The 13,867-nt window shown below is 68.1% G+C and carries 14 protein-coding genes; 9 read left to right on the top strand and 5 right to left on the bottom strand.

The features are described 5' to 3' along the window. Positions 1-38: 38 nt before the first annotated feature. Positions 39-1,859: an acyl-CoA dehydrogenase C-terminal domain-containing protein gene (locus IG194_RS23485; RefSeq protein ID WP_058488890.1), complete on the top strand. Its 1,821-nt coding sequence runs from the start codon at positions 39-41 to the stop codon at positions 1,857-1,859. A gap of 196 nt (positions 1,860-2,055) precedes the next feature. On the opposite strand, the gene IG194_RS23480 is transcribed toward IG194_RS23485, so the two are convergent. Then, complete coding sequence (locus tag IG194_RS23480) at positions 2,056-3,420, bottom strand: DEAD/DEAH box helicase (protein ID WP_141679839.1); 1,365 nt, start codon at positions 3,418-3,420, stop codon at positions 2,056-2,058. 133 nt (positions 3,421-3,553) lie between these two features. On the opposite strand from IG194_RS23480, the gene IG194_RS23475 reads away from it, so the two are divergent. From IG194_RS23475 to IG194_RS23460, 5 genes are all read left to right on the top strand, one after another. After that, positions 3,554-4,918: an MFS transporter gene (locus IG194_RS23475; RefSeq protein ID WP_058488888.1), complete on the top strand. Its 1,365-nt coding sequence runs from the start codon at positions 3,554-3,556 to the stop codon at positions 4,916-4,918. 162 nt (positions 4,919-5,080) lie between these two features. Then, positions 5,081-6,391, top strand: a complete 1,311-nt coding sequence (locus IG194_RS23470; RefSeq protein WP_058488887.1) for a mechanosensitive ion channel family protein — start codon at positions 5,081-5,083, stop codon at positions 6,389-6,391. Between the two features lie 118 nt (positions 6,392-6,509). Beyond that, a complete protein-coding gene (locus tag IG194_RS23465) occupies positions 6,510-7,040 on the top strand; it encodes a dihydrofolate reductase family protein (RefSeq protein ID WP_043312759.1) in 531 nt (176 codons plus the stop codon). Beyond that, entirely contained in the window at positions 7,037-7,165 is a 129-nt protein-coding gene (locus IG194_RS32865; protein ID WP_412535691.1) for a hypothetical protein, read from the top strand. Before IG194_RS23465 ends, IG194_RS32865 begins: the two co-directional genes overlap by 4 nt. Before the next feature lie 368 nt (positions 7,166-7,533). Continuing rightward, positions 7,534-8,136: a C40 family peptidase gene (locus tag IG194_RS23460; protein WP_009623631.1), complete on the top strand. Its 603-nt coding sequence runs from the start codon at positions 7,534-7,536 to the stop codon at positions 8,134-8,136. 196 nt (positions 8,137-8,332) lie between these two features. Here IG194_RS23460 and rarD read toward each other — a convergent pair whose 3' ends face one another. The 4 genes from rarD to IG194_RS23440 all read right to left on the bottom strand — a co-directional run bounded on the left by rarD (position 8,333) and on the right by IG194_RS23440 (position 11,489). Further along, the gene (rarD, locus tag IG194_RS23455) at positions 8,333-9,238 is read right to left on the bottom strand and encodes an EamA family transporter RarD (protein ID WP_058488886.1); all 906 of its coding nucleotides are present in this window, start codon (positions 9,236-9,238) and stop codon (positions 8,333-8,335) included. Beyond that, entirely contained in the window at positions 9,235-10,098 is an 864-nt protein-coding gene (locus IG194_RS23450; RefSeq protein WP_043312756.1) for a carboxylate/amino acid/amine transporter, read from the bottom strand. The genes rarD and IG194_RS23450 overlap by 4 nt, the downstream gene beginning before the upstream one ends. Positions 10,099-10,425: 327 nt before the next feature. After that, complete coding sequence (locus IG194_RS23445) at positions 10,426-11,025, bottom strand: FMN-dependent NADH-azoreductase (RefSeq protein ID WP_043270972.1); 600 nt, start codon at positions 11,023-11,025, stop codon at positions 10,426-10,428. 149 nt (positions 11,026-11,174) lie between these two features. Beyond that, positions 11,175-11,489: a hypothetical protein gene (locus IG194_RS23440; RefSeq protein WP_009623635.1), complete on the bottom strand. Its 315-nt coding sequence runs from the start codon at positions 11,487-11,489 to the stop codon at positions 11,175-11,177. Between the two features lie 55 nt (positions 11,490-11,544). Here IG194_RS23440 and IG194_RS23435 point away from each other — a divergent pair, with 55 nt between their 5' ends. The 3 genes from IG194_RS23435 to IG194_RS23425 are packed head-to-tail and all read left to right on the top strand — an operon-like array spanning position 11,545 to position 13,866. Continuing rightward, positions 11,545-12,468, top strand: coding sequence for a LysR family transcriptional regulator (locus IG194_RS23435; protein WP_009623637.1), 924 nt, complete (start codon positions 11,545-11,547; stop codon positions 12,466-12,468). Between the two features lie 15 nt (positions 12,469-12,483). Beyond that, a complete protein-coding gene (locus tag IG194_RS23430) occupies positions 12,484-13,275 on the top strand; it encodes an alpha/beta fold hydrolase (protein ID WP_058488885.1) in 792 nt (263 codons plus the stop codon). Between the two features lie 30 nt (positions 13,276-13,305). Beyond that, entirely contained in the window at positions 13,306-13,866 is a 561-nt protein-coding gene (locus IG194_RS23425) for a peptidylprolyl isomerase (RefSeq protein ID WP_064987669.1), read from the top strand. Position 13,867 lies beyond the last annotated feature (1 nt).

The following is a 13,867-nucleotide window of genomic DNA, read 5'->3' as shown; positions in this document are numbered from 1 at the left end:
CGTATAACTGCGCCCACCGTCCTTCCGAGATCACCGCGATGCCCGTCTACAAAGCCCCGCTGCGCGACACCCGCTTCCTGCTCAACGAGGTCTTCGACTTCCCCGAGCACTACCGCAACCTGATCAACGGCGCCGAGGCCACGCCGGACATGGTCGACGCCATCCTCGGCGAATGCGCGAAGCTCTGCGAGGAAGTGATCGCCCCGCTCTACCACTCCGGCGACGAGGAAGGCTGCCACCTGGAGAACGGCGAGGTACGCACGCCCAAGGGCTTCAAGGAAGCCTACGACGCCTACGTGGCCGGCGGCTGGCAAGGCCTGTCGCACCCGGCGGAATACGGCGGCCAGGGCCTGCCGATGAGCCTGGGCGCGCTCAAGCAGGAAATGCTCGGCACCGCCAACTGGCCCTTCTCCATGTACCCGGGGCTGTCCCTGGGCGCCATGAACACCCTGATGCAGCACGGCACCGAGGAGCAGAAGCGCACCTACCTGACGCCCCTCACCGAAGGCCGCTGGGGCGGCACCATGTGCCTCACCGAGCCGCAGTGCGGCACCGACCTGGGCCAGGTGAAGACCCGCGCCGAGCCCAGAGCCGACGGCAGCTACGCCATCACCGGCAGCAAGATCTTCATCTCCTCCGGCGAGCACGACCTCACCGAGAACATCGTGCACATCGTCCTCGCCCGCCTGCCCGACGCGCCCAGGGGCACCCGCGGCATCTCGCTGTTCATCGTGCCCAAGTTCCTGCCCGGTGAAGGCGGCGGCCTCGGCCCGCGCAACGGCGTGGTCTGCGGCGCGCTGGAGAAGAAGATGGGCATCAAGGCCTCGGCCACCTGCGTGATGAACTTCGACGGCGCCACGGGCTTTCTCATCGGCCCGGCGAACAAGGGCCTGGAATGCATGTTCACCTTCATGAACAGCGCGCGCATCGGCACCGCCATTCAGGGCGTGGCCACCGCCGAGCTGGCCTACCAGGGCGCCCTGGCCTATGCCCGCGAGCGCCGCTCGATGCGCGCGCTGTCCGGCACCAAGGAACCGGAACAGGTGGCCGACAGCCTGATGCACCACGGCGACGTGCGGCGCATGTTGCTGACGCAGAAGGCCGTGGCCGAGGGCGGCCGCGCGCTGGTCTACCTGGCCACGCAGTACGCCGACAAGATGATCCAGGGCCTGCTCACCAACGACAACGCCGAGTACGAGCGCTGGGACGACAAGCTCGGCTTCCTCACCCCGATCCTCAAGGGCTGCCTCACCGAACTGGGCCTGGAGAGCGCCAACCTGGGCATGCAGGTGTTCGGCGGCCACGGCTACATCCGCGAGCACGGCATGGAACAGATCGTCCGCGACGCGCGCATCGCCACCCTCTACGAAGGCACCACCGGCATCCAGGCCCTGGACCTGCTCGGGCGCAAGGTGCTGCTGATGACCCAGGGCAAGGCGGTGCGCGACTTCACCAGCGTCGTGGGCAAGTTCGCCACCGGGCTGCTCAAGGACGAGCCGGCCATGCGTGGTCGCGCGCTGACGCTGCTGAAGCTGTGCGCGCAATGGAACCTGCTGACCCTGCGCATCGCCCTGAGCGCCCGCAAGCAGCGCGACCTGGTGGGCACCGCCAGCCACGACTACCTGATGTTCTCCGGCTACGTCGCCCTGGCCTACGCCTGGGCGCTGCAGGAAGCCACGGCCCGCAAGCGCCTGCGCCAGGGCGGCAGCGAGTCGAGCGACTTCTACAAGGCCAAGATCGCCACCAGCGACTTCTACTTCGCCCGCCTGCTGCCCCGCGCCAAGGGCCACGCGGCGGCCATGGGCAAGCCGGTGCGTTCGGTGATGGGGCTGAAGGCGGAGCATTTCGCCTTCGAGTGATCCGTAGGGCGTCTGCCAGGTCCCGGCAGTTGTTGTAGGATGGGTTGAGCTTGCGAAACCCATGCGGTCATGGCGATGGGTATCGCTTCGCTCAACCCATCCTACGGGGCTGTTCGGCGTGTGCGAGAAGTTCAGCGTCAACCTGTAGGAGCGCGCCCTGCGCGCGATCGCGGGCAGGGCCCGCGCGGGCTACGGCTTACTCGGCAGCCGGCTTCTTGCGCTTGAGCGGCGCCATGCCGTCGTTGCTGACCACCGACGAGGGCGCCGCCTTCGGCTTGTTCGCCGGCTTGCGCTTGGCGGCGGGCTTGGCCCCGGCCTTCTTGCCGGAATCGGTCTTTTTCTTCTTGGTGCCGGCGGCCTTGCCCGAGGCCTTGACCTTCTTCGGCCCCTTGTAGCTGCCCTTGAGCTCCTTGATGGTGCGCTGTTCGAAACGCACCTTGAGGTAGCGCTCGATGCTCGACATCAGGTTCCAGTCGCTGTGCGACACCAGCGAGATGGCCAGGCCGGCCTCGCCCGCGCGGCCGGTGCGGCCGATACGGTGCACGTACTCGTCGCCGCGGCGCGGCATGTCGAAGTTCAGCACCAGGTCCAGGCCCTCGACGTCCAGGCCGCGGGCGGCCACGTCGGTGGCGACGAGGATCTTCACCGCGCCCTGCTTCAGGCGCTCGATGGCCAGCTTGCGGTCCTTCTGGTCCTTCTCGCCGTGCAGCACGAAGACCTTGTGCCCGGCGGCGATCAGCCGGCCGGTCAGGCGGTCGGCCTGCACGCGGGTGTTGGTGAAGACGATGGCCTTTTCGAAGGTCTCGTTCTCCAGCAGCCAGTGCAGGATGGCTTCCTTGTGGGCGTTGTCGTCGACCAGGATGACCTGCTGCGCGATGTCCTCGTTCAGCTCGCTGACGCGGTTCAGCTGCAGGCTTTCCGGCTCGCGCAGGACCTGCTCGACCATCGCGTGCAGGCCGCTGCCGGCGGTGGCGGAGAACAGCAGGGTCTGGCGCTGCGCCGGGCAGGCGCCGGCGAGCTTGAGCACGTCCTCGGCGAAGCCCATGTCGAGCATGCGGTCGGCCTCGTCCAGCACCAGCACCTCGACGTCGCCCAGCGGCAGGTTGCCGGCGTTGAACTGCTCGTTCAGCCGGCCGGGAGTGCCGATGATGATCTCCGGGTTCTTGCGCAGGCGCGCGCCCTGCACCTTGAAGTCCTCACCGCCGGTGATCAGGCAGGCCTTGATGAAGGTGAACTGGGCGAAGCGCTCGACTTCCTTGAGGGTCTGCTGGGCCAGCTCGCGGGTCGGCAGCAGGATCAGCGCACGGGCGCCGGTCTTGGGCTTCTCCTCGCTGAGCAGGCGGTGCAGCAGCGGCAGCACGAAGGCGGCGGTCTTGCCGCTGCCGGTCTGCGCGGTCACGCGCAGGTCGCGGCCCTCCAGCGCCTTCGGGATGGCCGCGGCCTGGACGGCGGTCGGCTCGGTGAAGGACAGGGTTTCCAGCGCCTTGAGCAGGCGTTCGTGGAGGGCGAATTGGGCGAACAAGGCAGACCTCGGGAAGACGAAAAGACCAAATAGCTGCATAGCCTAACGGTTGCCGCGCCCGAAAGCAGGTTTTATTCGCCGGTCGCGATCCGCACGCCCCGTGTCGCCCTCGGGCAAGTCCGCCGCGCAGGCCCGTCCCAGACTGGCGCAGGACAGCCTAAGGAGTGTCGAGATGCCGCATCGCCCCACCGCCGCCGAGCGCCTCGAGCGCCTGCCGCTGAGCCCCTACCACCGGCTGATCTTCGTGATCATCGCCCTGGCGTTCTTCTTCGACTCCATGGACCTGGCGATGATGACCTTCCTGCTCGGCTCGATCAAAACCGAGTTCGGCCTGTCCAGCGCCCAGGCCGGGTTGCTGGCCAGCTCCAGCTTCTTCGGCATGGTCCTGGGCGCGGCGCTGTCGGGGATGCTCGCCGACCGCTTCGGACGCAAGCCGGTGTTCCAGTGGAGCATCGTGCTCTGGGGCCTGGCCAGCTACCTGTGCTCCACCGCCGGCGACGTGCAGAGCCTGACGCTGTACCGCGTGCTGCTGGGCATCGGCATGGGCATGGAATTCCCCATCGCCCAGTCGCTGCTTTCGGAGATGATCCCGGCCAGGGCCCGCGGCCGCTACATCGCCCTCATGGACGGCTTCTGGCCGCTGGGCTTCATCGCCGCCGGCTGCCTGTCCTACTTCGTGCTGCCGCTGGCCGGCTGGCGCAGCCTGTTCCTGCTGCTGGCCTTCCCGGCGCTGTTCGTCCTGGCCATCCGCTTCATGGTCCCGGAATCGCCGCGCTGGCTGGAGCAGGCCGGGCTGGCGGACAAGGCCGAGCGCTCGCTGCAGCGCATCGAGGCGCGGGTGATGGCCTCGCTGAAGCTATCCAGCCTGCCCGAGCCGCAGGCCCTGGCGCGCCCCGAGCCGAACCGCCCGGGCTTCTTCAGCGCCTTCGCCGAACTCTGGTCGCCGGCCTACCGCAGCCGCACCCTGACGGTCTGGAGCCTGTGGTTCTTCGCCCTGCTCGGCTTCTACGGGCTGACTTCCTGGCTCAGCGCGCTGCTGCAGCAATCCGGCTTCGCCGTGACGCAGTCGGTGTACTACACGGTGCTGATCTCCCTGGCCGGCATCCCCGGCTTCCTCTGCGCCGCCTGGCTGGTGGAGCGCTGGGGCCGCAAGCCCAGCTGCGTGCTGATGCTCCTGGGCGGCGGCGCCATGGCCTACGCCTACGGACAGACCGCGGTGTTCGGCGGCAGCCTAGCGCTGCTGATCGGCTTCGGCCTGGCCATGCAGTTCTTCCTGTTCGGCATGTGGGCGGTGCTCTACACCTACACTCCGGAGCTGTACCCCACCTCGGCGCGCGCCACCGGCTCGGGCTTCGCCTCGGCGGTGGGGCGCGTCGGCTCGCTGCTGGGCCCCACCGTCAGCGGCCTGGTCCTGCCGGTGGCCGGCCAGGGCGGCGTGTTCACCCTCGGCGCGCTGTGCTTCCTGGTCGCCGCGGCGGTGGTCTGGGGCTTCGGCATCGAGACCCGCGGGCGCACCCTGGAGGAGCTGGCGGGCTGAGGTTACATTTCGGAAATATCCTGCTCGGCCCTGCCGCTACCCTGCCGTTACAATGCCGCGCTCATCCCGGCCACCGCGGCCGGGCCTTCGCGGCTACCCCGTAGCCTCCGCACCACGCGCCACCCCGCACTGGCGCCCCGATCCAAAGGATGTTTCCGGCCTATGGACCTTTCCTCTCCCCTCGCCACCCTCCAGGGCTACTGGGCCCTGCTCGACCAACACCCGCTGACCAGCGCCGCCCTCGGCCTCGTCATCCTCCTCGCAGTGGCCTGGATCGTCGGCCGCCTGGCCCGCTTCCTGGTCCGCCGCGCGGCCGACCTGCTGGCGCGCCAGCCGGCCCTGAGCTGGCTCGCCGACCTGCGCGACAACCGCGTGTTCCAGCGCCTGGCGCAGACCGTGCCGTCGCTGGTGGTGCAGTTCGGCCTGGCGCTGATCCCCAACCTGGCCGGCAGGCCCGAGGCCTTCCTGCGCAACCTGGCCATGGCGGTCACCGCGCTGTTCCTGCTGCTGGCCCTGAGCGCCCTGCTCGACGCCCTGCTGGACATCTACGCGCGCACCGAACACGCCCGCACCCGCTCGATCAAGGGCTACGTGCAACTGGCCAAGCTGTTCCTCTTCGTCTTCGGCGGCATAGTGGTGGTGTCGATCCTCATCGACCGCTCGCCGATGCTGCTGCTCTCCGGCCTGGGCGCCATGTCCGCGGTCCTGCTGCTGGTCTACAAGGACACCCTGCTGAGCTTCGTCGCCAGCGTGCAGCTGACCAGCAACGACATGCTGCGCGTGGGCGACTGGATCGAGATGCCCCAGGTCGGCGCCGACGGCGACGTGGTGGACATCACCCTGCACACGGTGAAGGTGCAGAACTGGGACAAGACCATCGTTTCGGTGCCCACCTGGCGCCTGATGTCCGAGTCGTTCAAGAACTGGCGCGGCATGCAGCAGTCCGGCGGACGGCGCATCAAGCGCAGCCTGTACCTCGACGCCAGCCAGGTGCGCTTCCTCGACGAGGCCGAGGCGCAGAAGCTGTCCGGCGTGCGCCTGCTGACCGACTACCTGCGGCGCAAGCAGGACGAGCTGGCCGAGTGGAACCAGGCCAACGCCGGCAACGTGCCGCTGTCGGCCAACCGCCGCCGGCTGACCAACATCGGCACCTTCCGCGCCTACGCCGAGGCCTACCTCAAGGCCCATCCGGACATCCATCCGCACATGACCTGCATGGTCCGCCAGCTGCAGCCCGGCGCCGAGGGCGTACCCCTGGAGATCTACTGCTTCACCCGCACCACCGCGTGGCTGGACTACGAGCGCATCCAGGGCGACATCTTCGACTACCTGATGGCGGTGCTGCCGGAGTTCGGCCTGGGCGTCTACCAGCAACCCAGCGGCCAGGACCTGCGTGGCGGGCTGCAGGGCCTGTTGCCGGCGCCGGCGGCTCGTAGCGAACGCCACCCGGCGCTGGACATGGAACAGGCCTGAGAACCCCGCGCCAGGCTCCGATCGGACGGGCGACAGCCCCCGGCCTGGCCGCCCGCCCGGGCCGGTGCCATGCTCAAGGCAGGCGCGCGCTTCCGCGCGCCTTTCCCGGAGAAACGCCGTGTCCGCCACCCTCATCTATTACGTGGCCAGCAGCCTGGACGGCTACATCGCCCGCCCCGACGGCAGCGTCGACTGGCTGGACGCATTCGACGGCCATGACGACGACCATGGCTATTCAGCCTTCTACGCCGGCATCGACGGCCTGCTGATGGGCCGCGGCACCTACCTGCAATGCCTGGACTTCGGCGACTGGCCCTACCCGGACAAGCCGGCCATCGTCCTCACCCGCGCCAACCAGCTGCCGCTGGCCTCGCCCCGGGTGGAACTGCAGCACTGCCCGCCCAGCGAAGCCCTGGCCAACCTGGAGGCCCGCGGCTGCCAGCGCATCTGGCTGGTGGGCGGCGGCAGCCTGGCCGGCAACTGCCTGGCGGCGGACTTGCTCGACGAGGTGATCGTCAGCATCATTCCGCACCTGCTCGGCGCCGGCATCCCGCTGTTCGGCATCGGGCTCGAACGGCGCCTGCAGTTGCTGGAACAGCGCAGCTTCCCCAGCGGCATCGTGCAGGTGCGCTACCAGGTCCTCAAGTGAGCCCCCGCGCCGCCGCCGAACCGGAAGAGCTGGCCTGGCTGGAAGACGGCCGCCACCCCGAGCCGCTGGCGCCGCTGCTGCGCGAAAAAGTCCTGCCGGCGCTGCCCGAACACCTCGCCGACTGACGAAAATCGTCAGAGAGCCTGCATTTCGTCGGGTTTTTCCCTGCGACATCAGGTCCCACCCCGCGCCCTTCCCGCCCCCTTCCGGACATGCTCGCGCGGCCCCTGGCCATCTCCCGGCAACCCGCCTGGCATAGGGCTTTCGGCTATAAGGTCGGCGCCCGACCGGGCAGTCCGAACACATGTCACCGAATGCCCGCCGAGTCACACGGCGCTCCCCGCAAGCGACGGACGGTCAAAACACTGTCACGAAAAGTCGGTCAGAATGCGCGGAATTTTTCGCGGACCAAAGGAAACCATCGCCCGCCGAAGAGCAACGGCGATCCAGCGGAGTCTGGGTTACATCCACAACCAGAAAGAAGACATGCCGAATGCGCAGTACCCTTTTGACATGCCTTTCCATAGGCTTGGCAGCCAGTTTGGCCGCCGTTGTAACCGGGGTGGAAGCTTCCCCACGGGCCTCGCGTTCCTACGCGCCCGCCCCTCTCGAACTCCGTGTCCCGGTACAGGGCAAGGAGCTGCTGAGCATCGCCCAACCGGCGAAGCAGCAGCCCAGTGACGCCCACCAGGTCACCCAGCGCGCCTTCAGCATGATCGGCACGCCCTACCGCTGGGGCGGCACATCGCCCAAGGGTTTCGACTGCAGCGGCCTGGTCAAGTACGTGTTCCGCGACGTCGACGACGTCGAGTTGCCGCGCACCGCCCGGGCCATCTACCAGAGCAGCAACCCCAAGGTGGCGCGCCGCGACCTGCAGCCCGGCGACCTGGTGTTCTTCCGCATCCGCAGCCGCAACGTCGACCACGTGGGCATCTACGTCGGCAACGACCGCTTCGTCCACGCCCCGCGCCGCGGGCAGCGGGTGAAAGTGGCCAACCTCAACGACAAGTACTGGCAACGCCATTACCTGGCGGCCAAGCGCGTGCTGCCGGAGACTCTGGCCAAGGCCGACCTGCCGGGCAATCGCTTCGAGTAAGGGCCCGCGCCGCAAGAACAAGGACGCCGTTTTCCCTGCCCGGGAAAACGGCGTTTTTCATGGGCGCGAGTGCCTTGCAGGCCGCGCCGGAGGCTCTTCGTAGGATGGGTTGAGCTTGCGATACCCATCGGCCCCTGGTGATGGGTATCGCTTCGCTCAACACCATCCTATGGATGCCATATTTTCCGCAACGGGCTCAGGGTATGCGCCGCTCGCGCCGCGCCTGCTTGCGCAGCAGCCGCGCGCTGTCCCAGCCGGTGAGCAGGATGGCCAGCCAGATCGGCCCGTAGGTCCACAACTGCTGCGGCTGGAACGCCTCGCCGAGGAACAGCACCGCCAGCAGGAACAGCAGCATCGGCTCGACATAGCTGAGGATGCCGAACAGCCCCATGGGCAGCAGCCGGCTGGAGGCCATCATGGCGGCGAAGGCCAGGGCACTGATCAGCCCCAGCATCGGCAGTAGCGCCCACAGCCGCGGCGTCTCGGCGAACACCTGGAGGTCGCCGAAGTGCCAGATGGTCCACAGGGCGAAGGGCAGCAGCACCGCCATCTCGAAGACGAAGCCGGACAACGCGTCCACGCCCATGCGCCGGCGCAGCATGAAATACGGTGGATAACCCAGGGCGGTGATCAGGCTGAACCAGGAGAAGGCGCGGGTCAGCCAGAGTTCGTGGAGCACGCCGACCAGCGCGCAGGCCACGGCGATGCCCTGCAGCGGCGTCAGGCGCTCGCCGTAGAACAGCCGGCCGCAGAGCACCATGGTCAGCGGCAGCAGGAAGTAACCCAGGGACAGCTGCAGGGTCTGGCCGACCATGGGCGCGTAGATGAACACGCCCCACTGCACCAGCATCATCGCCGCGCTCAGCGGGAAGCACAGCAGCAGCCAGCGCTCGCGCAGCAGGCGCCGGCCGGCATCGCGCAGCACGCCGCCCTGGCCGGTGAAGGCCACCAGCAGCAGGACCATGGGGATCGACCAGACCACCCGGTGCGCCACGATCTGGATGCTGTCCAGCGGCGCCAGCCAGCGCAGGTAGCCCGGCAGCGTGACGAAGAGCACCGAGGCGGCCAGGGAAAGGACGACGCCGCGACCGGAAATGTTCATGCCACGGCCCTCCGCGCCAGCCCCAGGCGGTTCACCCAGAGCGACGCCACTATCACCCCGCCGCCCAGGGCCAGGCGGACCAGGTCGGCATGTTCGTTCCAGATCAGCAGGTTGATCAGCAACCCCACCGGCACGTGCAGGTTGTTCATCACCGCCAGGGTGCCGCCATCCACCAGCGTAGCCCCCTTGTTCCACCAGAACTGCCCCAGGGCGGTGGCCAGCAGGCCCATGAACAGCAGCACCAGCCACTGCACCTCGGTGGTCGGCAGCTTGGCCGGGTTGCCCAGCAGCGCCCAGCCGGGCAGCGCGACCAGCAGCGCGCCGACGAAGAAGTAGCCGAAGCGCCGGTACTGCGGGATGTCCGAGGGGTAGCGCGCCACCAGGTGCTTGTACAGCACCTGGCCGGCGGCGAAGGTGGCGTTGGCCAGTTGCAGCAGCAGGAAGCCTTCGATGAAGTCGCCGCTGACGCCGTCGTAACGGATGATCGCCGCGCCCAGCACGGCCACCGCCGCGGCCAGCAGCGCCCAGGGGTTGAAGCGGCGGTTCAGGGCGTCGTCGATCAGCGCCACGTGCAGCGGCGTGAGCACGGTGAACAGCAGCACCTCGGGCACCGTCAGCACCCGGAAGCTCTGGTACAGGCAGACGTAGGTGATGCCGAACTGCAGCGCGCCGACCAGCATCACCCCGCCGATGAAGCGCGGCGCCACCCCGCGCCAGCGCGTCAGCGGCAGGAACACCGCGCCGGCCAGCAGCACCCGGGTGAGCACGGCGAAATAGCTGTCCACCTGGCCGGCGAGGTATTCACCGATCAGGCTGAAGGAAAACGCCCAAAGGACGGTTACGAAAAGCAGGTAAGGCATGACCGAACAGGCGCACCGAAAAGGGGCGTGGAACATAGCGGTTTTGCCGGGGCGAAGAAAGGGCCAGGGCGCTGTCCGGCATGAACGGGAGGTTCAGCGTCGACCTGTAAGCGGGCCCTGCCCGCGATTCGCGCGCAGGGCGCGCTCCTACATGGGAACGACGTGGATAGGATTCATCCGCGATCCCGCCGGCAGGGCCGGCGCCCCATGTCATCGCGAACCCCGGCAAAGAAAAAGCCCGGTCGACATTCGCAGGGGGGAAGTGCGTCGACCGGGCGTCGCGCCCAGGAGCGACGGGCGCGCAAGTGGTAAGCCGGAATCAGGGGGTCAGGCCACCGCGGCCAGTTGCTCGCGGGCCTTGGCCAGGCCTTTCTCGGCGAACTCGGGGCCCATGTTCAGGCCCTCGGCATGGACGAAGGTGACGTCGTGGATGCCGATGAAGGCCAGGGCCTGGCGCAGGTAGGGTTCCTGGTGGTCCAGCGGGCCGCCGGCGTACACGCCGCCGCGGCTGGTCAGGATGTAGGCACGCTTGCCGCCGAGCAGGCCCTGGGGGCCGGTCTCGGTGTACTTGAAGGTGACGCCGGCGCGCAGCACGTGGTCCAGCCAGGACTTCAGGGTGCTGGGGATGGCGAAGTTGTACATGGGCGCGGCCAGCACCAGCACGTCGGCGGCCAGCAACTCCTCGGTGAGCAGGTTGGAACGCTGCAGCGCGGCCTGCTCGGCGGCGCTGTGCTGCTCGGCCGGCTTCATCCAGCCGCCCAGCAGGTCGGCGTCCAGGTGCGGCACCTGTTCCAGCGCCAGGTCGCGGACCTGGATCTCGTCGGCGGGGTGGGCGGCGCGCCAGTTGGCGATGAATTCGGCGGTCAGCTGGCGGGAGACCGAACCTTGTTGGCGGGCGCTGCTTTCGATTACCAGAACACGGGACATGGGCTTGACCTCCAGCGGTCGTTTGCGTCGATGGAGGCCAGCTTATGGAATGACTTATCGATAAAAAAGCAGAAATAATTGCTTCAAAATATCGATTTAGTTGATTTGTACCGCGTCTGCTCCTAGTCTGGAGAACATGCGCTGCCGGCTCAGGCCGGGTTGCAGGTCAGCTTGATGCGCAGCTTGATGATGGCGCGGCCGAAGCTGGCGGTGAGGTTGCTGGACTTGCCGGCGGCGAGCACCGTCTTGCGCACCTTGGGCGACTCCGGGCCGTTCTGGAACACCGCGGTGCAGGCCACGTCCTGCTTGCCGTAGTTCTGCAACAGCACGGCGCCCATGCTGTCGCCGATGTCCTGGGTCTGGACGTCGATCTCCGTGCCGTTGAGGGACTTCTCCACCTCGATCGGGTAGGCCAGGGCGGTCAACGGCAGCGACAGCAGCAACGCACAGCAGATTCTTTTCATGTGGCGGTCTCGCTCGGTTCAGGCAGAGCGCCAGATTAGACAAGAGGAGGCGAGGATGAAAGCGCCCCGCGTTACCCTGGATCAATGGCGCACGCTGCAGGCGGTGGTCGACCACGGCGGCTTCGCCCAGGCCGCCGAGGCCCTGCACCGCTCGCAGTCTTCCATCAGCTACACGGTGGCGCGCATGCAGGAGCAGCTCGGCGTGCCGCTGCTGCGCATCGACGGCCGCAAGGCGGTGCTCACCGAGGCCGGCGAGGTGCTGCTGCGGCGCTCGCGGCAACTGGTGAAGAGCGCCGGCCAACTGGAGGAACTGGCCCACCACATGGAGCAGGGCTGGGAGCCGGAAGTGCGCCTGGTGGTGGACGCCGCCTACCCCACCTTGCGCCTGGTCCGCGCGCTGTCCGCGTTCGTGCCGCAGAGCCGCGGCTGCCGCGTGCTGCTGCGCGAGGAGGTGCTTTCCGGCGTCGAAGAGGCGCTGCAGCAGGGCCATGCGGACCTGGCCATCAGCGGCCTGAACATCGCCGGCTACCTGGGCGCCGACCTGTGCACCGTGGAATTCGTCGCCGTGGCCAACCCGGACCATCCGCTGCACCGCCTGCAGCGCGAGCTGACGCACCAGGACCTGGAAAGCCAGATGCAGGTGGTCATCCGCGACTCCGGCCGCCTGCAGCCGCGCGACGTCGGCTGGCTGGGCGCCGAGCAGCGCTGGACGGTGGGCAGCCTGGCCACCGCCGCCACCTTCGTCGGCAACGGCCTGGGCTTCGCCTGGCTGCCGCGGCACATGATCGAGCGCGAACTGCGCGACGGCTCGCTCAAGCCGCTGCCGCTGACCCAGGGCGTCACCCGCGAGAGCCGCTTCTATCTTTATCCGAACAAGGAAAAGCCCCTGGGCCCGGCCACGCAGATCCTCGTCGAACTGCTGAAGACCTTCGCCAACGTACCCCTGGACGCCCCCTTCGCCGCGCCGCCGAGCGCCTGACCCGGAGAACCGCCGATGCCCTACCTGCACCACGACGGCCAGCGCCTGTACTTCGAGGACAGCGGCCAGGGCACGCCCGTGCTGCTGGTGCACGGCCTGGGCTCGAGCAGCCGTGACTGGGAATACCAGGTGCCGGAGCTGCTCCGGCGGCACCGGGTGATCGCCCTCGACGTGCGCGGCCACGGCCAGTCCGACAAGCCCCGCGAGCGCTACAGCATCGCCGGCTTCGCCGAGGACGTGGCGGCGCTGATCGAGGAACTGCGCCTGGCCCCGGTGCACCTGGTGGGCATCAGCATGGGCGGGATGATCGGCTTCGAGCTGGCCACCCGCCGGCCGGAACTGCTCAAGAGCCTGACCATCGTCAACAGCGCCCCGGAAGTGAAGCCGCGCACCCTGCGCGAATACCTGGAAGTGGCGCGCCGGCTGTTCCTCGCCCACGTGCTGGGCCTGGACACCGTGGGCAAGGCCCTGGGCAAGCTGCTGTTCCCCAAGCCGGAGCAGGCCGACCTGCGGCGCAAGATCGAGCAGCGCTGGCCGCAGAACGACAAACGCGCTTACCTTTCCAGCCTGCACGCCATCATCGGCTGGGGTGTGCAGGAGCGCCTGGGGCGCATAACCTGTCCGACGCTGGTGGTCAGCGCCGACCGCGACTACACCCCGGTGACGCTCAAGCAGGCCTACGTGGAGCGCCTGCCCAACGCGCGCCTGGTGGTGATCGAGGATTCGCGCCACGCCACCCCGCTGGACCAGCCGCAAGCCTTCAACAGCACCCTGCTCGACTTCCTCGAGCAGGCAGACCATTCCTAAAACACCTCAGGAAACATCCGCAAAATGACCCTGTTCAAACGCTTCCTGTTCGCCGCCTGTACCCTCGTCCTGGCCACTTCGGCGCTCGCCGCCGACCCGGCGAAACCCCACGTGCTGCTCTCCACCACCCTGGGCGAGATCGAGGTGGAACTCGACAGCGCCAAGGCGCCGATCAGCGTGAAGAACTTCCTCGGCTACGTCGACAGCGGCTTCTACAACGGCACCATCTTCCACCGGGTGATCCCCGGCTTCATGGTGCAGACCGGCGGCTTCACCGAGAAGATGCAGGAGAAGGACACCGGCGAGCCGATCAAGAACGAGGCCGACAACGGCCTGCTCAACGCCCGCGGCACTCTGGCCATGGCCCGCACCAGCGACGTGGACTCGGCCACCAGCCAGTTCTTCGTCAACCTGACCGACAACGACTTCCTCGACCACGGCCAGCGCGACTTTGGCTACGCGGTGTTCGGCAAGGTCGTGCGCGGCATGGGCGTGGTCGACATGATCGCCAAGGTGCCCACCACCAACCGCGGCATGTACCAGAACGTGCCCGCCGAGCCGGTGGTCATACTCTCCGCCAAGCGTCTCTGAG

Source organism: Pseudomonas sp. ADPe (assembly GCF_014843515.1).
In the GTDB taxonomy this organism is placed as follows: domain Bacteria; phylum Pseudomonadota; class Gammaproteobacteria; order Pseudomonadales; family Pseudomonadaceae; genus Pseudomonas; species Pseudomonas citronellolis.
This window is presented reverse-complemented; position numbering and strand designations above follow the sequence as displayed.

Bases quoted from the DNA above. Each gene is read 5' to 3' on its own strand.
- IG194_RS23485 (WP_058488890.1), top strand. From the start codon at position 39: ATGCCCGTCTACAAAGCCCCGCTGCGCGACACCCGCTTCCTGCTCAAC.
- IG194_RS23480 (WP_141679839.1), bottom strand. From the start codon at position 3,420: ATGCAGCTATTTGGTCTTTTCGTCTTCCCGAGGTCTGCCTTGTTCGCC.
- IG194_RS23475 (WP_058488888.1), top strand. From the start codon at position 3,554: ATGCCGCATCGCCCCACCGCCGCCGAGCGCCTCGAGCGCCTGCCGCTG.
- IG194_RS23470 (WP_058488887.1), top strand. From the start codon at position 5,081: ATGGACCTTTCCTCTCCCCTCGCCACCCTCCAGGGCTACTGGGCCCTG.
- IG194_RS23460 (WP_009623631.1), top strand. From the start codon at position 7,534: ATGCGCAGTACCCTTTTGACATGCCTTTCCATAGGCTTGGCAGCCAGT.
- rarD (WP_058488886.1), bottom strand. From the start codon at position 9,238: ATGAACATTTCCGGTCGCGGCGTCGTCCTTTCCCTGGCCGCCTCGGTG.
- IG194_RS23450 (WP_043312756.1), bottom strand. From the start codon at position 10,098: ATGCCTTACCTGCTTTTCGTAACCGTCCTTTGGGCGTTTTCCTTCAGC.
- IG194_RS23445 (WP_043270972.1), bottom strand. From the start codon at position 11,025: ATGTCCCGTGTTCTGGTAATCGAAAGCAGCGCCCGCCAACAAGGTTCG.
- IG194_RS23440 (WP_009623635.1), bottom strand. From the start codon at position 11,489: ATGAAAAGAATCTGCTGTGCGTTGCTGCTGTCGCTGCCGTTGACCGCC.
- IG194_RS23435 (WP_009623637.1), top strand. From the start codon at position 11,545: ATGAAAGCGCCCCGCGTTACCCTGGATCAATGGCGCACGCTGCAGGCG.
- IG194_RS23430 (WP_058488885.1), top strand. From the start codon at position 12,484: ATGCCCTACCTGCACCACGACGGCCAGCGCCTGTACTTCGAGGACAGC.